This is a genomic window from Streptomyces kanamyceticus (genome assembly GCF_008704495.1).
GTDB lineage: Bacteria > Actinomycetota > Actinomycetes > Streptomycetales > Streptomycetaceae > Streptomyces > Streptomyces kanamyceticus.
Window position 1 is genome coordinate 3,122,374 of record NZ_CP023699.1, and the last position, 20,763, is coordinate 3,143,136.

At 70.9% G+C, this 20,763-nt stretch carries 19 protein-coding genes; 11 read left to right on the forward strand and 8 right to left on the reverse strand.

Annotation, left to right across the window (positions count from 1 at the left end):
• The first annotated feature begins 127 nt into the window (after positions 1-127).
• Positions 128-1,717: a purple acid phosphatase family protein gene (locus tag CP970_RS12515; RefSeq protein WP_055553790.1), complete on the forward strand. Its 1,590-nt coding sequence runs from the start codon at positions 128-130 to the stop codon at positions 1,715-1,717.
• Between the two features lie 13 nt (positions 1,718-1,730).
• On the opposite strand, the gene CP970_RS45515 is transcribed toward CP970_RS12515, so the two are convergent.
• The gene (locus CP970_RS45515) at positions 1,731-1,859 is read right to left on the reverse strand and encodes a hypothetical protein (RefSeq protein WP_098244971.1); all 129 of its coding nucleotides are present in this window, start codon (positions 1,857-1,859) and stop codon (positions 1,731-1,733) included.
• Positions 1,860-2,031: 172 nt separating this feature from the next.
• Complete coding sequence (locus CP970_RS12525) at positions 2,032-2,967, reverse strand: LysR family transcriptional regulator (protein WP_055553788.1); 936 nt, start codon at positions 2,965-2,967, stop codon at positions 2,032-2,034.
• A gap of 101 nt (positions 2,968-3,068) precedes the next feature.
• Here CP970_RS12525 and CP970_RS12530 point away from each other — a divergent pair, with 101 nt between their 5' ends.
• Positions 3,069-4,067 (forward strand): NADP-dependent oxidoreductase, encoded by a 999-nt coding sequence (locus CP970_RS12530; RefSeq protein ID WP_055553786.1) that lies wholly within the window; start codon positions 3,069-3,071, stop codon positions 4,065-4,067.
• 44 nt (positions 4,068-4,111) lie between these two features.
• On the opposite strand, the gene CP970_RS12535 is transcribed toward CP970_RS12530, so the two are convergent.
• Positions 4,112-4,717 carry a GNAT family N-acetyltransferase gene (locus CP970_RS12535; RefSeq protein ID WP_150493296.1) on the reverse strand — a complete coding sequence of 202 codons (606 nt, stop codon included), beginning with the start codon at positions 4,715-4,717 and terminating at the stop codon, positions 4,112-4,114.
• Here CP970_RS12535 and CP970_RS12540 point away from each other — a divergent pair.
• The 4 genes from CP970_RS12540 (at position 4,716) to CP970_RS12555 (ending at position 8,331) form a co-directional block, all read left to right on the forward strand.
• A complete protein-coding gene (locus CP970_RS12540) occupies positions 4,716-5,303 on the forward strand; it encodes a CDP-alcohol phosphatidyltransferase family protein (RefSeq protein ID WP_150493298.1) in 588 nt (195 codons plus the stop codon). The two genes, CP970_RS12535 and CP970_RS12540, sit on opposite strands and share 2 nt — an antisense overlap.
• Positions 5,300-6,163 carry a phosphatidate cytidylyltransferase gene (locus CP970_RS12545; RefSeq protein ID WP_150493300.1) on the forward strand — a complete coding sequence of 288 codons (864 nt, stop codon included), beginning with the start codon at positions 5,300-5,302 and terminating at the stop codon, positions 6,161-6,163. The genes CP970_RS12540 and CP970_RS12545 overlap by 4 nt, the downstream gene beginning before the upstream one ends.
• 122 nt (positions 6,164-6,285) lie before the next feature.
• The gene (locus CP970_RS12550) at positions 6,286-7,518 is read left to right on the forward strand and encodes a lysophospholipid acyltransferase family protein (RefSeq protein ID WP_398654991.1); all 1,233 of its coding nucleotides are present in this window, start codon (positions 6,286-6,288) and stop codon (positions 7,516-7,518) included.
• A 93-nt stretch (positions 7,519-7,611) separates the two neighbouring features.
• Positions 7,612-8,331: a nitroreductase family protein gene (locus tag CP970_RS12555; RefSeq protein ID WP_191094907.1), complete on the forward strand. Its 720-nt coding sequence runs from the start codon at positions 7,612-7,614 to the stop codon at positions 8,329-8,331.
• Here the strand turns inward: CP970_RS12555 and CP970_RS12560 are convergent.
• Positions 8,310-9,467, reverse strand: a complete 1,158-nt coding sequence (locus CP970_RS12560) for an alkene reductase (protein WP_055554837.1) — start codon at positions 9,465-9,467, stop codon at positions 8,310-8,312. The two genes, CP970_RS12555 and CP970_RS12560, sit on opposite strands and share 22 nt — an antisense overlap.
• A gap of 95 nt (positions 9,468-9,562) precedes the next feature.
• On the opposite strand from CP970_RS12560, the gene CP970_RS12565 reads away from it, so the two are divergent.
• A complete protein-coding gene (locus CP970_RS12565; protein WP_055554839.1) occupies positions 9,563-9,937 on the forward strand; it encodes a MerR family transcriptional regulator in 375 nt (124 codons plus the stop codon).
• Between the two features lie 234 nt (positions 9,938-10,171).
• Positions 10,172-11,074 carry a class A beta-lactamase gene (gene bla / locus CP970_RS12575; RefSeq protein WP_055544772.1) on the forward strand — a complete coding sequence of 301 codons (903 nt, stop codon included), beginning with the start codon at positions 10,172-10,174 and terminating at the stop codon, positions 11,072-11,074.
• 87 nt (positions 11,075-11,161) lie between these two features.
• On the opposite strand, the gene pruA is transcribed toward bla, so the two are convergent.
• Positions 11,162-12,793, reverse strand: a complete 1,632-nt coding sequence (gene pruA / locus CP970_RS12580; RefSeq protein ID WP_055544773.1) for an L-glutamate gamma-semialdehyde dehydrogenase — start codon at positions 12,791-12,793, stop codon at positions 11,162-11,164.
• 60 nt (positions 12,794-12,853) lie between these two features.
• The gene (locus CP970_RS12585) at positions 12,854-13,780 is read right to left on the reverse strand and encodes a proline dehydrogenase family protein (protein ID WP_055544774.1); all 927 of its coding nucleotides are present in this window, start codon (positions 13,778-13,780) and stop codon (positions 12,854-12,856) included.
• A gap of 183 nt (positions 13,781-13,963) precedes the next feature.
• Between CP970_RS12585 and CP970_RS12590 the strand changes: the two genes are divergently transcribed.
• Positions 13,964-15,148, forward strand: a complete 1,185-nt coding sequence (locus tag CP970_RS12590) for a PucR family transcriptional regulator (protein WP_079043255.1) — start codon at positions 13,964-13,966, stop codon at positions 15,146-15,148.
• A 102-nt stretch (positions 15,149-15,250) separates the two neighbouring features.
• Complete coding sequence (locus CP970_RS12595) at positions 15,251-15,601, forward strand: SH3 domain-containing protein (RefSeq protein ID WP_055544776.1); 351 nt, start codon at positions 15,251-15,253, stop codon at positions 15,599-15,601.
• Here CP970_RS12595 and dnaE read toward each other — a convergent pair.
• On the reverse strand, positions 15,588-19,166 hold the full coding sequence (gene dnaE / locus CP970_RS12600) for a DNA polymerase III subunit alpha (RefSeq protein ID WP_055544777.1): 3,579 nt from the start codon (positions 19,164-19,166) through the stop codon (positions 15,588-15,590). The two genes, CP970_RS12595 and dnaE, sit on opposite strands and share 14 nt — an antisense overlap.
• Positions 19,167-19,274: 108 nt before the next feature.
• On the opposite strand from dnaE, the gene CP970_RS12605 reads away from it, so the two are divergent.
• Positions 19,275-20,219 (forward strand): LysR family transcriptional regulator, encoded by a 945-nt coding sequence (locus tag CP970_RS12605; RefSeq protein WP_055544778.1) that lies wholly within the window; start codon positions 19,275-19,277, stop codon positions 20,217-20,219.
• Here the strand turns inward: CP970_RS12605 and CP970_RS12610 are convergent.
• Positions 20,170-20,757 (reverse strand): TetR/AcrR family transcriptional regulator, encoded by a 588-nt coding sequence (locus tag CP970_RS12610; protein WP_055544779.1) that lies wholly within the window; start codon positions 20,755-20,757, stop codon positions 20,170-20,172. The genes CP970_RS12605 and CP970_RS12610 overlap by 50 nt on opposite strands.
• Positions 20,758-20,763: the final 6 nt, after the last annotated feature.

The following is a 20,763-nucleotide window of genomic DNA, read 5'->3' on the forward strand; positions in this document are numbered from 1 at the left end:
GGGGCTGACACACGCTGTCCGGCATGCGGACATGCCTGGTCACTCGGCGGGTACGCCATCACTTGGACACTCCTTCTTCACCCGTAGGTCTGGCGGGAGTTGGGTGGCGCTGGGAACTTCTCCGGACATGGACACCCCCGATGTCGGCATACCGGAACAGCTCGCGAGCAGGCTGAGCATGCCGGAGCAGCACGCGTATCTGCGCGGGAGGTTCTCCCGGCGCAGGGTGCTCGCCGGAGCGTTCGCCACGGCGGGCGCGGCCGGCGGCGCGGGCCTGCTCACCGGCAGTTCGGGCGGCGCGCACGAGGGCGCCCCCTCCGCGTACCGCGTGTCGGCCGCGCCGTCCGCCCCGGCGCGCGTCGCGGGCTCGCTGGTGGCACCCTTCGGGCGGCATCTGGCGTTCGGGGCCGACCCGAGGACCCAGATGCGGATCTCCTGGCAGGTGCCGCTCGCCGTCAAGTCCCCCTTCGTACGCGTGGGGTTGAAGCCCTGGGAGCTCGGCGAGAAGGTCACCGCCGAGGTGCGCGACCTGCACACGCCCGCCCTCTCCAAGAAGCTCCCGGCCGTCGAGCAGTACTACCTGCACGCGGCCCTCGACGGGCTGCGCCCCGGCACGACGTACTATTACGGCGTCGGCCACGACGGCTTCGACCCGGCATCACCCGAGCGGCTCGGCACGGTCGGCACCTTCCGTACGGCCCCCGAACGGGCGGAGAAGTTCACCTTCACGGCCTTCGGCGACCAGGGCGTCAGCTACCACGCACTCGCCAACGACCAGGTGATCCTGGGCCAGAACCCGGCCTTCCACCTGCACGCGGGCGACATCTGCTACGCCGACACCACCGGGCACGGCAAGGAATCGGACACCTACGACGCGCGGGTGTGGGACACCTTCCTCGCGCAGACGGAGTGCGTGGCCAAGTCCGTGCCGTGGATGGTGACGACCGGCAACCACGACATGGAGGCGTGGTACTCGCCGAACGGCTACGGGGGCCAGTCGGCCCGCTGGTCGCTGCCCGGCAACGGCTTCGATCCGAAGGCCGCGCCCGGCGTCTACTCCTTCCGGTACGGCAACGTCGGCGTCGTCGCCCTCGACGCCAACGACGTCTCGTACGAGATCCCCGCCAACCGTGGCTACTCACAGGGGCGGCAGACCGCCTGGCTGGACAGGCGGCTCCGCGCGCTGCGCGCGGACCCGTCGGTGGACTTCGTCGTGGTGTTCTTCCACCACTGCGCCTACTCGACGTCGACGCACGCCTCGGACGGCGGGGTGCGCGACGCGTGGCTGCCGCTCTTCACCGAGCACCAGGTGGATCTGGTGATCAACGGCCACAACCACGTCTACGAACGCACCGACGCCATCAAGGGCGGGCAGGTCGGCAAGCCCGTGCCGGTCGGCGCGTCGACCGATCCGACGCGCGACGGCATCGTGTACGTCACCGCGGGCGGCGCGGGCAAGGACCTCTACGGGTTCGGCCCCGGCGTCAAGGACAGCTACGAGGGCAACGTCCACGATCGCGAGAGCATCGCGACCTTCCGCTGGACGAAGTCCCGCGCGGCGGACCCGGACACCGTGGAGTGGTCACGGGTGCGCTACACCGGCTTCTCGTTCCTCGCGGTGGAGGTGACGTCCGGCGCGCACCCGAGGCTCTCGGTCTCCGCGCTCGCCGAGAACGGCGAGCGCGTCGACCACTTCGAGGTGGTGCGGGGAACCTAGCGCGGGATGCGGCTCAGTGGCCCGTCTCGCCGCCGTTGTCCCTGCGGTCGAGGGCGCGCTGGAGGGCCGCGGCGGCGTTCTTGCGCTCGGCATCGCTCGTACGGGAGGTGTGACGGACTCGACGGACGGTCGTCTCGGCCATGGGAGGTCCAATCCTTGAGGGACGGGTGCATTCGAGACGCCGGAGGGGCGGGGAGCGGGGAGCGACAGGGTTCGCCTGCGTGGGGCTCCGGCTCACGACCGCCATTCGCTTGATCGAGCGAGACGTTCGGCTCCTACCAAGCTAAGCGAGGACGGAGCGCCTGTCTCCACAATTACTCGGACTTCCTACTATCTGAGACGGCGGACTCCCTGAGCTCCCGGATGAGGGCCCGCACCGCGACGGATCTGGCCAGCTCAGGGGTGGTGACATAGCCCACGGAGCGGATCGGGCGGTCCACGCCGAGATCGGTGATCTCCACGGAGTCCGGCGCTCCGGTCAGCGAGAGCCCCGGCATGATCGCCATGCCGTGCCCCGCGCCCACCATCGCGAGCACCGCGCCGTCGTCCTCGGTCAGGACGGTCGCCTTCGGGATCCAGTCCTGGCCCGCCCACCACTGCCTGGTGTACGAGCCGCAGTTCTCGTGCCAGTCGATCAGCGGCAGCGAGCGGGGGTCCGGGTGCCCGGCGGGGTGGACGAGGGAGTAGGGCTCCTCGACGAGTACGCCGCCGATGAGCCCCGCGGGAACCGGTGAGGTGCCGCTGATCGTCGCGATGCCCAGGTCGGCGCGCCCCTCGGCGACCTCGCCCGCCGTGCCCGCGCCCAGCTCCCGCACGACGCGCACCTCCGGCACGAGGCCGGGGTGGCGCGCGGTGAGACGCTCCAGGGCCGCGGGCAGCAGGTGCAGGGCGACGCTGCGGAAGGCGGCGATGCGCAGCGGCCCCTCGACGGTGCCGCTGTCGGCCCCGCGGGCCTCGCTGACCAGCGCGTCGAGGAGCCGCAGCACCCGCCGGGCGTGTGCGACGGCGGCGGCTCCCGCGGCGGTCGGCACGGCTCCCTTGCGCCCCCGCTCGAAGAGCACGGCGCCGACCTTGCGCTCGGTGCCGCGGACCGAGTGGGAGACGGCTGACTGGGTGACGCCGAGGGCCCCCGCGGCGGCGGAGAACCCGCCCTCGCGCGCGACGGCGACGAGGATGCGGAGCTCGTGGGGCGCGAGGTCCCCGGCCCTGGCGGCACCCGACGCGGGCGTACTGCCGGAAGCTGTCGTCATCAGGGGTCCTGCCTGCCTCTATGAGGAGTCTTCATGGGTCGGGGCGTTCCATGAGCGCAACCCGCTGCCCGGCATCCGCATTCCTGCCTACGTTCTCGGACATGACCGAGACCGCGCTCACCGTGCACCAGACCGCCCGCCCCTACGGCTTCCCCACCCCGGACCACTTCGCCTTCGTGGAGTCCGCGCCGCCCGTGCCCGCCCCCGGCACCGCCCTGGTCGAGAACCTGTACTGGTCCGTCGACCCGTACCACCGCGAGATGATGGACGGCGACTTCGCGCTGAACGCCCCGCTGGAGGGCCGGACCATCGGCCGGGTCGTCGAATCGCGCGACCCGGCGCTCGCCGAGGGCGAGATCGTCCTCCACCGCAAGGGCTGGCGCACGCACTCCGTGGTCGCCCCGGACGAGGTGCGCCGCCTTCCGCGCTTCGACGGCGTGCCGCTCTCCGCCTACCTCGGCATCCTCGGCGGCACCGGCCTCACCGCCTACGTGGGCCTCACCCGCATCGCCCAACTCCGCGAGGGGCAGGACCTGTTCGTCTCCGCGGCGGCGGGCGGCGTCGGCACGGCGACCGGGCGGCTCGCCCGGCTGATGGGCGCGGGACGGCTCGTGGGCAGCGCGGGCTCGGCGGCGAAGGCCGCGTACCTGACCGAACACGTCGGCTACGACGAGGTCTTCGACCACCACGCGGCCCCGGCCGCCGACCTCCTGGCCAAGGCCGCGCCCGACGGCATCGACCTGTACGTCGACAACGTGGGCGGCGAGCAGCTGGAGGCGGCGATCTCCGCACTGCGCGAGCGGGGCCGCATCGTACGGATCGGCACGATCGCGCAGTACAACGCCACGGGCGCGCCGTACGCACTGCGCAATCTGCCGGACATCGTCGAGAAGAGCCTGCGCATGGAGGGCTTCCTCGTCCGCGACTACCCGCATCTCCAGGAGGAGTTGTACGAGTTCGTGGTGCCGCACCTGCAGAGCGGACGCGTACGCCTCGACGAGACGGTGACCGAGGGCTTCGACCGGATCGTGGACGCGTTCCTGGGAATGCTGCTGGGCGAGAACCGAGGAAAGACGATCGTCCACGCGCCCACGAACTAAACGAACTGCACGAACTGCACGAACTGCACGAACTAATACACGAACTAATAGACGTCGCCATCGCGCCAGTCGATGAGCATGTCGTACGTCGGGTCGAGGTTCGCGCCCCAGAGCAGCGGCGGGTCCTCGTCGGGAAGGAGCAGCACGCCGTCGGGACCGAGCGTGCCGACCGCGCCCTTCCACTCCTGCCAGCCGCGTGCGATGTAGAGCCGCTGCCCCTCGTCGGACGCGGAGAGCGCCCCCAAGTCGTAAGCCTTGTCGATGATCCGCTCCAGCGCGTCCATCACCTGCCCGCCGAGCCCCTGCCGCTGCCGGTCGGGCCGGACGGCGACCGCTTCGACGTAACCGACGCGCGACGAATGGCCGTTGTGCAGGATCCGGCGCTGGACCACGGAGCCGTGCGCGACGAGGTCCCCCCAGTCGTCGCGCACCAGGGCGTGTATGCCACCGAGGCCGTGCTCCCAGGCCTGGTCGCTGAAGTCGCCTTCGAAGGCCGCGTCGAGGAGGCGGCGGGTGTCCACCAGGTCGCTCGGGGTCAAATCGCTGGTGTGGGCGGTACGCAGGGAGGTCACCCACCCACCGTACTCAGGCCCCGGATGAGTACGCACCCCGATTCGGCAGCGGCTTCCCGGCGGCAGAGTCGACACCATGAACGGCCTCTACGCTCTCAAGCCCTGGTACGCGGACAGACTGTCCGGCGCGCGTGCCGCCCTGGTCCGGCGCGAGGTGTCACCCGACACCCTCACGGCGGCGGGCGTGGTGTGCGCGACGGGCGCGGCCGCCGCGCTGGCCTGGCTGCCCGCTCCGGTGGCGGCGCTGCCGGTCGCGGTGTTCCTCGCCGCGCGCCTCGCCTTCGCCAACCTGGACGGCGCGCTGGCCCGCGACACGGGCCGCACCACCCGCAGGGGCGCCCTCCTCAACGAACTCGGCGACCGTGCCGCGGACTTGATCGTCCTCGCCGGGTTCCTGCCGCTGGCCCCGCTGTGGCTGGTGGCGACGGCTGGCCTCGCGGCGACGCTGCCGTCCTGGATCTCGCTCGCGGGCGCGGCGGCGGGCGCGGATCGTCTCAACGGCGGCCCGGTCGGCAAGACGGAGCGGTGCGCGCTGGTCGTGGTGGCGGCGGCGACCGGCGCGACGGTGCCGGTGCTCGCGGTGCTCGCGGCGGGGTCGGTGCTGACGGCGGGGCTGCGACTGGCGCGGTTGTGGCGCGAGTTGGGCACGGCGGGTGCGCGATGAGCGCGGCGTTCCTGGCCGGTGAGGTCGCGGGGCGGGCGGTGCCCGTGGTGGCGGGGGTGCTCGGGGCGGGCGGGGTCGCCGTGGCGGCGCTGCCCTCGCGGGTGCGGATGCGGGCGGAACTGCGCAGGCGCTGGCGGACCTGGGCACTCGCGGCGCCGCTGTTCCTGGGGGCGTTCTTCCTCGGTACGGCGGGGACGTTCGCGCTGGCGGCCTGCCTCGGCGTAGTGGCTGTCGGCGAGTACGCGCGGCTGGCGGCGCTGCCCCGCGGCGAACAGGCGGTGCTCGCGGCGGCGGCCGTGGCACTGCCCGGTCTCGCGTGGGCGGCACCGGGAGCGCTCGACCTGCGGACGGCGGGCCTGCTCCTGTTCGCCGCGACAGCGATCGCGCTCTTCTCGTCGGACACCTCGACGGGCTTCACGCGCGCGTGCCGCACGGCGTTCGGCCTGCTGTGGATCCCCCTCTCCCTGACCGGCCTCGTACTGCTCGGCGACACGGCGGTGGCGGTGGGCGTCGCGGTGGCGTTCGGCGACGTGGGCGCGTGGTGCGGCGGCACGGCCCTGGGCCGCGCGGGCCCGCTGTCCCGCCCCCTCTCCCCGCTCTCGCCGAACAAGACGTGGGCGGGCGTCCTGGGCGCCGCAGCCGCGACGGCCGCGGCGCTGGCGGCGCTGTCCGCCTTCTCCCCCACTCTGTGGGCGGCGGTACTGACGGGCTGCGTGGCCGGTGACCTCCTGGAGTCGATGGTCAAGCGCGAGGCGGGCGTCAAGGACGCGGGAACCTGGCTCCCGGGCTTCGGCGGCCTCCTCGACCGCATCGACTCACTTCTTGTGGCACTGCTGGCGACGATGGTGGTGACGCTGTGAGGCCTCAGAATCCAGCGCGCCGCGCAGATACTTCAGCCCGCCGGTCGGCAAATTCAGCCCGGGGGGCGGGAATTTCAGCCCGTCCGGCGTTTGAGGACCGGGGTCCGGGGCGGAGCCCCGTGGTGGGCCCCGCGCCTGCGGACGAGGGGGCAGGAAATTCAGCCCGTCCGGCGATTGAGGACCGGGGTCCGGGGCGGAGCCCCGCGTCAGCGCGACTCCGCCGAGCCCTATGGAAATCCCTGCTCACCCTCACCGGAGGGGTAGAACGCCGAGGCCACCTCCCCCCGGGAGGCTGCGTCGTCGTGGCCAACCACTCCTCCCACGCCGACACCGCCGCCCTCCTGGCCGCACTGGACGCCCACCACGCCCCCGCGATAGGCGCCGCCGCCGACTACTGGTTCGCCTCACCGTGGCGCAGACGCATCTGCAGCCGCCTCGCCGCGGGCTTCCCCGTCCGCCGCACCGGAGGCGGCATGTCCGACCTCCTGGCGCGGACGGACGACCTCCGGGCGGGCCGCGCCGTCGTGCTCTTCCCCGAGGGCACCCGCGCACGGGCGGGCGAACTCGGCTCCTTCCACCGGGGCGCCCTCGTGCTCGCGGAACACGCGCGCGTGCCCGTGGTCCCCGTAGGCATCGCGGGCACGGACCGGCTCCTGCCCAAACACGGCAGGCTCCGCCCCGCCCTCGTACGGGTCACCATCGGCGAGCCGCTCCCCGCGTCGGCCACGCCGGAACAGGCGCGCGACGCGGTGACCGCGCTGCATCGGCGTACGGTCGAAGAACCCCTCAGGGACTCCGCGGCCCGCAAGCGGATCGCCGCGGTCATGAACACCCGCCGCGGGCTCGCGCTCGCCTTCCTCTGGGCCTGCGCGGAGGCGCTGAGCTGGCCGCTGATGCCGGAACTGTTCCTCGCCTTCGCGTGCGTCGCGGTGCCGCGCCGGGCCCTGAAGCTGTCGCTCGCGGCACTCGCGGGCAGCCTGGCGGGCGGCCTTCTGGCCCTCCAAATATCCACCCTCGGCGCCCAGTTGCCAGCCCCCCTGACGACGGACCGGATGCGCTCCGAGGTGCGCCACGAACTCTCGCTGGAGTCGGCGGCAGCCGTCCGGCACCAGCCCTGGAACGGGATCCCCTTCAAGGTGTACGCGCGGGAGGCGGGCCGCGCCGACGTCGCACCGTCCGACTGGCTGGCCCGCTCGGCCCTCTCGCGCGGCTCCCGCACCCTCACGGTGGGCCTCGCCTTCGGAGCGTTCGGATTTCTCGCGCACCGGTTCCGACGGTTCTACGGGCGGTACCTGGCGCTGCTCGGCGCCGGTTTCGCGGCCGGGCTCTCGCTGATCGTCGCGGGCTGGAGCTGAACCGGCCACCATCGCCAGTCGAACCGGCCACCCCCGCCACACAATTGGTCTGCACCATGGCGCGAACCCCGTCCCCCGCCGCAGAATCTGACCATGTCTGAGACTGAAAAGCAGCAGGAGCGGACCCCCGCCTGGACCCCCATCCACGGCGCGCCCTACCGCTCCGTGCCCTACCGACCGGAGCGCATGCCGGAGGCCGAATCACTGGCGCACGCGGCCGAGTTGAGGACGCGGATGGACGAGCGGCGCACGGTGCGCCAGTTCGCGACCGACCCGGTGCCCGCGCAGGTGGTGCGGGACGCCATCGCGTGCGCGGCGACCGCGCCGTCCGGCGCGCACCAGCAGCCGTGGACGTTCGTCCTCGTCCAGGACCCCGACATCCGCCGCCGCATCCGCGAGGCCGCCGAGCACGAGGAGCAGATCTCCTACGACGGGCGGCTCGGCGAGGAGTGGCTCGCGGCCCTGCGCCCGCTCGGCACGGACGAGGTGAAGCCGCACCTGACGGACGCGCCCGCGCTGATCGTCGTCTTCCAGCAGCGCTACTGGCTGGGCGAGGACGGCACCAAGCACAAGCACTACTACGTCGACGAGTCGGTCGGCATCGCGGTGGGAATGCTCCTGTCCGCGCTGCATCTGTCGGGCCTCGCCGCGCTGATCCACACGCCGAGCCCGATGCGGTTCCTCTCGCAGGTGCTCGGCAGGCCGGAGAACGAGAAGGCGTTCGCGGTGATCCCCGTGGGCTATCCGGCGGCGGACTGCGAGGTCCCCGATCTCGTACGGAAATCCCTCGATCAGGTGCTCGTGGAGGTCTGACCGGCCGGACCGGACTGACCGGACTGACCGGACTGACCGGACGCCACCAACTCCCGCTCCAGGAAGGGGTAGTCGGTGTAGCCCCGCGCGCCGTTCGTGTAGAGGTGCGCGTGGTCGATCTCCTGGAGCGGCGCGCCCGTCGCGAGGCGTGCGGGCAGGTCGGGGTTGGAGATGAACGCCCTCCCGTACGAGACGAGGTCGGCGAGGCCGGACGCGAGGACGGCCTCGCCCGCCTCGCGCGTCGTCGGGTCGCCGTTCTCGCCGACGTTGCCGATGAGCAGGCCGTGCCAGCGCGGGCGCAGGTCGGCGAGGGCCGGATAGCGGTCGTTGTCGGTGAGGTGGAGGTAGGCGAGGCCGAGGCCGTCGAGCTCGGCGAGCAGGGCGCGGTAGACCGGCGCCGGATCGGCCTCTGCCATGCCGAACTGCGGATTGCCGGGCGAGAGCCGCAGGCCGAGCCGCTCGGCGCCGATGGCGTCGGCGACGGCGCGGACCACCTCGACGGCGAAGCGGATGCGGTCGGCGATCGATCCCCTGCCGTACTCGTCGTCACGGAGGTTGGTGTTGTCGGCGAGGAACTGGTGGATCAAGTAGCTGTTGGCGCCGTGCAGTTCGACCCCGTCGAAACCGGCCTCGACGGCGTTGCGGGCGGCGGCCACGAAGTCCTGGACGGCCGTGTGGATGTCGTCCCTGGTCATCTCGCGCGGGGCGACATAGTCGGGCTTGGCGCCGTCCGGGCCGTGCGCGTGTCCCGGCGGGGTCACGGCCGAGGGGGCGAGCGGCAGGTCGCCGTCGATGCGGGCCAGCGGGTGGCCGTTGCGGCCGCCGTGCATCAGCTGCGCGTAGATCCGGCCGCCCGCGGCGTGCACGGCGTCGGTCACGCGCCGCCAGCCCTCGATGTGCGCGGCGGTCTCCAGGCCGGGGTAGCGCCAGCCGCTCTGGCCGCGGCTGCTGGGCCAGATGCCCTCGGTGACGATGAGTCCCGCGCCGGCGCGCTGGGCGTAGTGGTCGGCGACGACGGCCAGCGGGGTGCCGTCGTCAGCGGCGCGGGCGCGGGTCATCGGGGCCATCACGACGCGGTTGGGGAGGAGGCCGATGGGGCCTGCGGAATAGGGGGCGAGAAGCGCGGTGTTCGTCATGCCGGAACGGTAGAAGCTGACATCAGTGTCAGATTCAAGTGCGAAGATCGGATGCGACCGCGACGATCAGAGGCGAGTGTGAAGGAGCCCGGGACATGAGGATCGGCGAGCTGGCGAAGCGTACCGCTGTGAGCGAGCGGTCCCTGCGCTACTACGAGAAGCAGGGCCTGCTGCACGCGGAGCGCACCCCCGGTGGCCACCGCGACTATTCGGAGGCCGCGGTCGACCGGGTCGTCCACATCCAGGAGCTGTTCGCCGCGGGCCTGTGCAGCGCGAAGATCTACCAACTCCTGCCGTGCATGCGGGACAAGGACGGCGGCCCTTCCGAGCAGGCCACGCCGTGGCTCGCGGACGAGCTGGTCAGGGAGCGGGAGCGGATCGACGGGCAGGTGGCGGATCTGCTGCGGGCGCGGGAGGTCCTGAACGAGGTGATCTCGGCGGCGGCCCGGCACCCGCAGCCCACGGCATAGCCGCACCCCCCGCAGTCCCGCAGCCCCGCGCCCCCGCAGTCCCGCAGCCCCGCACCCCCGCACCCCCGCACCCCCGCACCCCCGCACCCCCACAGCCCCGCAGCCCCGCAGCCCCGCAGCCCCGCAGCCCACGGCGTAACCGCGGCCCCACAGCCCAGCCGCAGTCCCACACCCCTCGCTCCACGCCCCACGCCCCACGCCCCAGCCACGATCCCGCCCGGTACCGTCGGGATCATGAAATTAACCTCCTCCCGCAGGACACTCCTCGGCGCCGCGGCCGCGGCCCCCGCACTCCTCTCGCTGTCCGGCACCGGCGCGGGCACCGCGCACGCGGCGGCCGCCCCCGACGACGTCCGGCGGCGGCTGCGCGAGCTGGAGAAGGGCTACCCCGGCCGGATCGGCGTGCACGCGCTGCACACCGGCACCGGAGCCACCGTCGCCTACCGCGCGGACGAACGCTTCGCCATCGCCTCGACGTTCAAGGTCCTGGCCGCCGCGGCGATCCTGCGCCGGGCGCGCGAGCGGGAGCCCGGCCTGCTCGACGTACTGATCAGGTACGGCCGTGACGACCTCGTCGAGTACTCGCCGCGCACCGAGATGCACCTCGAAACCGGCATGACGGTGCGGGAGTTGTGCGACGCGACGCTCACCTACAGCGACAACTCCGCCGCCAATCTGCTGATGCGCCGCATCGGCGGCCCCACCGGCATCACCGAGTTCGCGCGCTCGATCGGCGACTCCCGCACCCGTCTGGACCGCTGGGAGACCGACCTCAACACCAACATCCCGGGCGACCGCCGCGATACGACGACGCCCGCGGCGATGACGGAGAACCTGCGCAGGCTCGTCCTCGGCGACGCCCTCCACCCGCTCGACCGCGATCAGCTGATCCGGTGGCTCCTGGAGAACACCACCGGCGACAAGCGGATCCGCGCCGGGCTCCCCGAGGGCTGGCGGGTCGGCGACAAGACGGGATCCCCCGCCTACGGAGGGGTCAACGACGTCGCCGTGGCGTGGCCGCCCAAGCGGGCACCGCTGGTCGTCTCCGTGTACACGACCCGCCTGGACCCGGACACCCCGGGCGAGGACCGGATCGCCGAGGACATCACCCGGATCGTCGTCGACGCGCTGGGCTGACCCCGGACACGACACCGCCTCCGACCGGGGTGGGGCCCAGATCGGAGGCGGGGTTCAGGGGCGGGCCCAGCGGGCCCGGGAGGGGCGTCAGCCCATGTGCGGGTAGCCGTACTCGGTCGGCGGGACCAGCGTCTCCTTGATGGCGCGGGTCAGCGTCCACCGCTGCAGGTTCTGCGGGGCACCGGCCTTGTCGTTGGTGCCGGAGGCGCGGCCGCCGCCGAAGGGCTGCTGGCCGACGACGGCGCCGGTCGACTTGTCGTTGATGTAGAAGTTGCCCGCGGCGTAGCGGAGCTTCTCCATCGTGTACGCGGCGGCGGCGCGGTCACCGGAGATGACCGAGCCGGTGAGCGCGTAGTCCGACGCCGACTCCATCTGGGTCAGCATCTCGTCGTACTTGTCGTCCTCGTAGACGTGCACGGCGAGGATGGGGCCGAAGTACTCGGTCTTGAAGACCTCGTTCTCCGGGTCGGCGCACTCGACGACGGTCGGGCGCACGAAGTAGCCCACCGAGTCGTCGTAGGTGCCGCCCGCGACGATCGTGCAGGAGTCGTCGGCCTTGGCGCGGTCGATGGCCGCCTTGTTCTTGGCGAACGCGCGCTCGTCGATGACGGCGCCGATGAAGTTCGACAGGTCGGTGACGTCACCCATGGTGATGCCGTCGACCTCGGCGGCGAACTCCTCCTTGAAGCCGGAGTTCCAGATGGAGGCGGGAACGTACGCACGCGACGAGGCGCTGCACTTCTGGCCCTGGAACTCGAAGGAGCCGCGGGTCAGCGCGGTCTTCAGGATCGCGCGGTCCGCGGACGGGTGCGCGACGACGAAGTCCTTGCCGCCGGTCTCGCCGACCAGACGCGGGTACGTGCGGTAGTTGGCGATGTTCTCGCCGACCGTCTTCCACAGGTGCTGGAAGGTCGGGGTCGAACCGGTGAAGTGGATGCCCGCCAGGTCGCGGTGGGTCAGGGCGACCTCGGAGACCGCGATGCCGTCGCCGGTGACCAGGTTGATGACGCCCTTGGGCAGCCCGGCCTCCTCCAGGAGCTGCATGAGCAGCACGGCGGCGTGGGTCTGCGTCGGGGACGGCTTCCACACGACCACGTTGCCCATCAGGGCCGGGGCGGTGGGCAGGTTGCCCGCGATGGCGGTGAAGTTGAACGGCGTGATCGCGTAGACGAAGCCCTCGAGCGGGCGGTGGTCCAGGCGGTTCCAGACGCCGGTGGAGTTCGCCGGGGGCTGCTCGGCGAGCAGGTCACGGGCGTACTTCACGTTGAAGCGCCAGAAGTCGACGAGCTCGCACGGGGTGTCGATCTCGGCCTGCTGGGCGGTCTTGGACTGGCCGAGCATCGTGGAGGCGGCCAGCGTCTCGCGCCAGGTGGTGGAGAGCAGCTCGGCGGCGCGCAGGATGATCGCGGCGCGGTCGTCGAAGGACATCGCGCGCCAGGCCGGGGCGGCGGCGAGCGCGGCGTCGACGGCGTCCTGGGCGTCCTGCTGGGTGGCGCCGCGGCCGGTGCCGATGACGGCCTTGTGGTTGTGCGGCTGCACGACCTGGAAGGGCTCGCCGCCACCGAGGCGCTTGACGCCACCGATGGTCATGGGCAGCTCGATCGGGTTCTCGGCGAGCTCCTTGAGCTTGCTCTCGAGACGGGCACGCTCCGGGGAACCGGGGGCGTAGCCGTGGACCGGCTCGTTGACCGGGGCGGGGACCTGGGTCACAGCGTCCATGAGTTCCTGAGCTCCTTTGTGCGGGGGCTTTGTACGGGTCGGGCGGCTGTCGGGGGCGGCTCAGCCCTTGGTGAGGATGGAGCGGGCGAAGAAGAGCAGGTTGGCCGGCTTCTCCGCGAGACGGCGCATGAAGTAGCCGTACCAGTCGGTGCCGTAGGCGGTGTAGACGCGCATGCGGTGCCCCTCGGCGGCGAGCCGCAGGTGCTCGTCGCTGCGGATGCCGTACAGCATCTGGAATTCGTACTCGTCCAGCTTGCGCCCCGCGCGCCGCGCGAGCTCCTGCGCGATGGAGATCAGGCGCGGGTCGTGGGACCCGATCATCGGGTACCCCTCGCCCTCCATGAGGGTGCGCAGGATCCGGACGTACGCCTTGTCGATCTCGGGCTTCTCCTGGAAGGCGACCTCGGCGGGCTCCTTGTAGGCGCCCTTCACGATGCGGACGCGGCTGCCGTTCTCGGCCAGGCGCCTGGCGTCGTCCTCGGTGCGGAAGAGGTAGGCCTGGATGACGCAGCCGGTCTGCGGGAAGTCCTTCCGCAGCTCCTCGTGGATGGCGAACATCGAGTCGAGGGTGGTGTGGTCCTCGGCGTCCAGGGTGACCGTGGTGCCGATGGCGGCGGCGGCCTCGACGACCGGGCGGACATTGGCGAGGGCCAGCTCGTGGCCGTCCTCAAGCGCCTGTCCGAACATCGACAGCTTCACGGACATCTCGGCCTTGGTGCCGAGGCCGAGGTCCTTCAGGCGCTCGATGAGCTCCAGGTAGGCGTCGCGGGCGGCGTGGGACTGCTCGACCGTGGTGATGTCCTCGCCGACGACGTCGAGGGTGACCTCGAGGCCCTTGTCGGCGGCGTCCACGATGATCGGCACGACCTGGTCGACGCCCTCACCGGCGATGAACCGGTCGACGACCTGCTTGGTGCCCGGGGCCGCCGAAACGAAACGGCGCATCTTGTCGCTGCGCGACGCGGCGAGGATCACGGGACCCAGCACGGGGCACCTCCACGGGTGTACGAAAGCGGGTGCCTTACCGGCATAGCCCTACAAAAGGGGAATGCGGCGGTACGGCACGGAGAACCACCGTGAAATTTAAGGATCCCTCCGATCCTGGGCCATCGACAGCTGTCACGCATCCGTGCCCTGGATCTCAGACATCTGTCTGAAGGATCCGGCGGGCTGCGTGAGAATGGTGGGGTGAAAGGTGACTACCAAGAACTGGTCGACGAGATCTCGGCGCTGCTCGGCGCCCCGGCGACCCTGGAGAACCGCGATTTCGAGCTGATCGCCTTCGGCGCGCACGACGGCGGGGCCGACGGCGACAGCGGCTTTGACGCGACCGTCCTCGACCCGGTGCGGACCCGCTCGATCCTGACCCGCCGCTCCACGGCCGAGGTCCGCGCCTGGTTCGAGGGCTTCGGCATCACCCGGGCCACGGGCCCGGTCCGGATCCCGCCCACCCCGGAGGCCGGGGTCTACCGCGGCAGGATCTGCCTTCCCGTACGCCACAGGGGTTTCACCCTGGGGTACGTGTGGCTGCTCGACGACGATCCCGGCCCCAGTGAGCAGCAGCTGACCGCCGCCCTGGAGGTGGCCACCCGGATCGGCGCGCTGCTCGCCGACGAGGCGCAGGCGGGCGCGGACCTGACCCGGGAGTTCCGCGCGGTCCTCACGGCCGAGCGCGGCTGGCAGCGGGACATGGCGGTGGCCGCCCTGCGCACCGCGCTCGGCGCCCGCGGCGAGGGCCTGCACGCGGTGGTGTGCGTGGCTCCGTCGCGCTCGGCCGACCCGGACGACGCCCCCGCGGCGCGCGCGGTGCCGGGCGCGGCCGCGGTGTGCGCGGTGCCGTGGGGCGCCACCGCGCAGTCCCTGGCGGCCCTGGTGCGGCTGCGGACCGCGGACTCGCTGGCACCCGCGCACACGGCGGCCGCCCGCCTGCTCGACGCGGCGCCGGGCGCCACGGCGGGGATCGCCGGGGCCAGGCACGGCCTGGACGACCTGGGGGCCGCCTGGTGGGAGGCGGCGGGCGCGGCACGCGCCGCGCTCGCCGAGCGGCGCTTCGGCCCGGTGGCGCAGTGGTCGGACGTGGGCCCCTTCCGGCTCCTGACGGCGCTGCCCCCGGAGGCCGCGCACGACCCGGTGGGCACCCAGCTCCTGAGCCCCGCCCACCGCGAACTGGCGCGCACCGCCGAGGTGTTCCTCGACTGCGCGGGCCAGGCGGGCCGCACGGCGGCCGAGCTGGGCATCCACCGCCAGACGCTCTACTACCGGCTCTCGCGCGTGGAACAGCTCACCGGTCTCGACCTGGACGACGGCGAGGACCGGCTGCTGCTGCACATGGTGCTGAAGTCGTCACGACTGTAAGGACCGCGCAACGAACGATTACAGCCATGATCGTGGGGCGGTACGGTTCTCCGCGTCCGAACATCCGTCCCCCACACGCATAAACGGGAGAACGAACACCCCATGAAGTTCAGACTGATGGCCCCCGCGGTCGCCTTCTCCGCCCTCGCGCTCGTCGGCACCACCGTCGCCACGAGCGGGACCGCCGTCGCCGCGTCCAAGCCCGACTGCTCCCGGCAGATCGTCAACGTCCCCGCCAAGGAGACGGTCAAGGTGCGCGCCAGCAAGAAGCTGGGGGCCACTGCCTACAGCCAGTGGAACAAGGGCAAGAAGGGCAGTCTCTGCAACGACGGCCACTTCTACAAGGGCCAGAAGTACAAGCTGTGCGGCAAGACCAGCACCCAGTGGCTGTACGGCAGCCAGTTCGGCGCCAAGCGCGGCTGGATCCCCGCCGCCTGCATCAAGTGGTCATAACCACCGCGGCCTTGAGGTCGGCCCAGAACGCGGGCCGCACCTCCACGTGGTACCCGAGGCGGTAGACGGTCGTCTTCGCCCGGCCGCGCACCCGGAGCCGCACCTCGGTCGGCCCCGGGTGCGCGTGCAGGACCTCTTTCAGCCGCCGGACCGCGTCCGCCGTCACCTGCGCCTCGCGCAGATCGAGGTGGACGGGCGCGTCCTCCCCCACTCGGCTCAGATCGGGGACGCGCATCTCCATGGCGACGAGCCGCGGCACGTCCTCGCGCTTGTCCAGGCGTCCCTTGACGAACACCACGGCGTCCTCGACGAGTTGAGTGGCGATCAGTTGGTACGTCGCGGGGAAGAACATGCAGTCGACGGAGCCCGCGAGGTCCTCCACGGTCGCGATGGCCCAGGCGTTGCCCTGCTTGGTCATCTTGCGCTGGAGGCCCGAGACGATGCCGCCGATGGTGAGTACGGCGCCGTCGGAGAAGTCACCGCCGGTCAGCTGCCCGATGCCCGCGTCGGCCTTGTCGGACAGGACGTGCTCCAGGCCGAAGAGCGGGTGGTCGGAGACGTACAGACCGAGCATCTCCCGCTCCTGGGCGAGCAGATACGTCTTCTCCCACTCGTCCTCGGAGAACTCCACGTCGAGCCCGAAGCCCGGCTCACCACCGTCTCCCGCACCGCCGTCCCCGAAGAGGTCGAACTGACCTTCCGCCTCCTTCCGCTTGACCGCGACCACGTTGTCGATCATCGGCTCGTACTGCGCGGAAAGGCCCTTGCGGGTGTGCCCCATGGTGTCGAACGCGCCCGCCTTGATCAGCGACTCCGTAGTGCGCTTGTTGCACGCGGCGGCCTCCACCTTGTCGAGGTAGTCGGGAAAGGAGGTGAACCGCCCCTTCGCCTTCCGCGACCGGATGACGGCGTCCACGACGTTCGTCCCGACGTTACGGACGGCCTCCAGACCGAAGAGGATCACGTCGTCGCCCTGCGCGGCGAAATGGTGCACCGACTCGTTCACGTCCGGCGGCAGCACCTTGATGCCCATGCGGCGGCACTCGTTCAGATAGACCGCCGACTTGTCCTTGTCGTCACGCACCGACGTGAGGACGGCCGCCATGTACTCGGCCGGGTGGTTCGCCTTCAGATAGGCGGTCCAGTACGAGACGAGCGCGTACGCGGCGGCATGCGCCTTGTTGAACGCGTAACCGGCGAAGGGCACCAGGACGTCCCACACGGCCTGGATCGCCGCGTCGGAGTACCCGCGTTCCCTGCATCCCTCCCGGAAGGGGATGAACTCCTTGTCGAGGACCTCCTTCTTCTTCTTTCCCATGGCCCGCCGCAGCAGATCGGCCTGCCCCAGGGTGTATCCGGCGAGGACCTGCGCCGCCTTCTGCACCTGCTCCTGATAGACGACGAGGCCGAAGGTGAGCCCGAGCACCTCGCGCAGCGGCTCTTCGAGTTCCGCGTGGATGGGGGTGATTTCCTGCTGCCCGTTCTTGCGCAGGGCGTAGTTCGTATGGGAGTTCATGCCCATCGGCCCCGGCCGGTAGAGCGCGGTGACGGCCGTGATGTCCTCGAACTGGTCGGGTTTCATCAGCCGGAACAGCGACCGCATGGCGTTTCCGTCGAACTGGAAGACCCCGAGCGTGTCACCACGCCCGAGCAATTCGTACGTCGTGGTGTCGTCGAGCGGAAGCTCCAACAGCTCCAGTTCCGCACCGGTGTTGGCGCGCACCATCTTCACCGCGTCGTCCATGATGGTGAGGTTGCGCAGGCCCAGGAAGTCCATCTTGAGCAGGCCGAGCGACTCGCACTGCGGGTAGTCCCACTGCGTGATGGTCACGCCGTCGGTGTGCCGCGTCCACAGCGGCGCGTGGTCCACGATCGGCTCGCTGGACATGATCACGCCCGCCGCGTGCACACCCATCTGCCGGACCAGGCCCTCCACACCCTTCGCGGTGTCGATGACCTTCTTCACGTCCGGCTCGTTCTCGTACATCCCCCGGATCTCCCCCGCCTCGCCGTAGCGGGGATGCGCGGGATCGGTGATCCCGGCCAATTCGATTCCGGCGCCGCCCACGTCGGCGGGCATCGCCTTGGTGAGCCGGTCGCCCATCGCGTACGGATATCCGAGCACGCGCGCGGAGTCCTTGATGGCGTTCTTCGCCTTGATCTTTCCGTACGTGCCGATCATGGCGACCTTGTCGGCGCCGTACTTCTCCGTCACGTACCTGATCACCTCGACGCGCCTACGCTCGTCGAAGTCGATGTCGACATCGGGCATGGAGACGCGCTCGGGATTCAGGAACCGCTCGAAGATCAGCCCGTGCGTGATCGGGTCGAGGTCGGTGACCCCCATCGCGTACGACACCAGGGAGCCTGCCGCCGAACCGCGCCCCGGGCCGACCGCGATGCCGTTGTTCTTGGCCCACATGATGAAGTCGGCGACCACGAGGAAATATCCGGGGAACCCCATCTGGATGATGATGTCCATCTCGTACTCGACCAGCTTCTGATAGCGCTCGTCCCACCCCTGGGGAAAGCGCCGCCGCATCCCGTTGAAGACCTCTTCCCGGAACCAGGTGACTTCGGTGAAGCCCTCCGGGATCTCGAACTTCGGCATCAGATCGCGCTTCTCGAACATGCCGGTCGTATCGATCTGCTCGGCCACCAAAAGCGTGTTCCGGCAGCCCTCCTGCCACGCGTCCGACGAATCGATCGCGTACATCTCATCCGTCGACTTCAGGTAATAACCCGTCCCGTCGAACCGGAAACGGTCCGGGTCGGACAGGTTCTTACCGGTCTGGATGCACAGCAGGGCATCGTGCGCCACGGACTCGTGCGCGTACGTGTAGTGCGAGTCGTTCGTCACCAGCGGCGGAATGCCGAGCTTCTTGCCCACCCGCAGCAGGTCATCGCGGACCCGGCGCTCGATGTCGATGCCGTGATCCATCAACTCCAGGAAGTACCGGTCCTTGCCAAAGATGTCCTGGTACTCGGCGGCCGCCTTCACCGCCTCGTCGAACTGCCCCAGGCGCAACCGCGTCTGCAACTCACCCGAGGGGCAGCCGGTGGAGGCGATCAGGCCCTCCGACCACTGCGAGATGGTCTCCTTGTCCATGCGCGGCCACTTCTGCAGCCAGCCCTCGGCGTAGGCGTCCGAGGACAGCTTGAAGAGGTTGTGCAGCCCCGTCTCGTTCGCCGCCCAGATCGTTTTGTGCGTATAGCCACCCGAACCCGACACGTCGTCGCGCTTCTGGTGCGGCTGGCCCCACTGGATCTTCCGCTTGTTCCGACGCGACTCCGGGGCGACGTACGCCTCGATCCCGATGATCGGCGTCACCCCCGCCTTCTTCGCCGTATGGAAGAAGTCGTACGCACCGTGCAGGTTTCCGTGGTCCGACATCGCGATATGGGTCATGCCCATCTCATTGGCCGCGTCGAACATGTCCTTGAGCCGCGCGGCACCGTCGAGCAGCGAGTACTGCGTATGTACGTGCAGATGCGTGAAAGGCGGCTTGTCGGTCAAGGGATGCCACTCCTGATCGCTACAACAGCGCGTTGTCGGAGTGGCCATGAAAGCCCCGTTCGAAAGGGCCGATCAAACAACGAAGGCGCCGCCTGAACAACCACTGGTTGTTCGGGGACCGCTGGTTTTTCCGAGGCTGCTGATAGCGTCCGTGCGATGAATCTGGAGTCCGTGCGCGCCTTCGTCGCCGTGGCCGAGGAAGGGCAGTTCCGGCACGCGGCCGCCCGGCTCGGCATCAGCCAGCAGGCGGTGTCCAAACGCGTCGCGGCGCTGGAGGACTCCCTCGGCGTGACGCTGTTCCGGCGCGTCCCCACCGGCGCGGCCCTGACGCCGGACGGCCGGACGTTCCTGCCGCACGCCCGCGCCGTCCTCGTCGCGGCGCGCCAAGCCGTGGAGTCGGTGCAGCGCGAGACGCGCCCGCTCCGCGTCGACGTGCTCGGCAGCAGACTCGCCTCGACGGACCTGCTGCGCGAGTTCCACCGCGGTCACCCCGAACTCCCGCTGGAGACCGTGACGTTGACGGGTGCGAGCGCCGCCGCCCAGGCCCTGCTCGACGGGGAGATCGACGCGGCGTTCGTCCATCTGCGCGAGCCCGTACGGGACATCGACTCGCGGCTCGACGACGCCCCCGTCTTCCTGGAGGCCCTGGAGATCGTCGTCGGCGAGCGGCATCCGCTGGCCGGGGCCACGTCGGTCGACCTGGCCGCTCTCGCCGCGTACGAGGCGTGGATGCCCGGCATCATCAAGGGCAGCGAATGGGCGGACTTCTACCGGGAGTTGGCGGACGAGTTCGGTCTGACCATCGACCCGACGGGCCCGGACTTCGGCATCGAGCCGCTCCTGGACGTCATCAGCGAGTCACGCTCCCTGATCACGTACGTCGGTGAGCGGACCCGGATCGTCTGGTCCCTGCACCAGAACCTGACCCGGATCCCGATCGTCACGCCGACGCCCGTCTACCCCTGGTCCCTGATCTGGCACCCCGGCAACCGGCACCCGGGGCTGCGCCGCCTGGTCGCCCACACCAGGGAGCACGCACCCCGCACCGGCCTCAGGCCTTCGTGGCTGCCCGGTCCATCACGCGCCGCATTCCCTCGGTGAGCTGCTCGGCGGTGGTCGCCGTCTCGGGGTCGAAGAGCCACTGGACGAGCAGGCCGTTGAGCAGGACCGAGTACAAGCGGCCCTCGGCCTCCACCACGTCGTCGGGGACGTCGCCCTCCGGCACGCCGGTGAAGACCGACGCGAGCCCCCTGCGCCCCTCCACCTGCGCCTTGGCGAGCAGTTCACGCACCCCGGCGAGCCGATCCCCCTGGGTGACGACCTCCAGGTTGAGCATCCACAGGGACCTGGACTCCGGGAACGAGCGGATGACACCCTCCCAGGTCTCCTGAAAGCGCTCGAACGAACCGACCTCGCCCGCACCGCCGTCGGGCGGTGCCTGCCCGAAGGTGCCGGTCGTCTCCTCCAGGAGCGCGAGGAACGCCTCCACGAGGAGAGCGTCCTTGGATCCGTAGTGGTAGCCGATGGACGCGAGGTTGGTCCCCGACTCCTTCACGATCTCGCGGGCCGTCGTGCGGACGAACCCCTTGTCCAGCAGGCAGCGCTTGGCGCCTTCGAGCAGATCTTCGCGGTGTCCCATGCGACC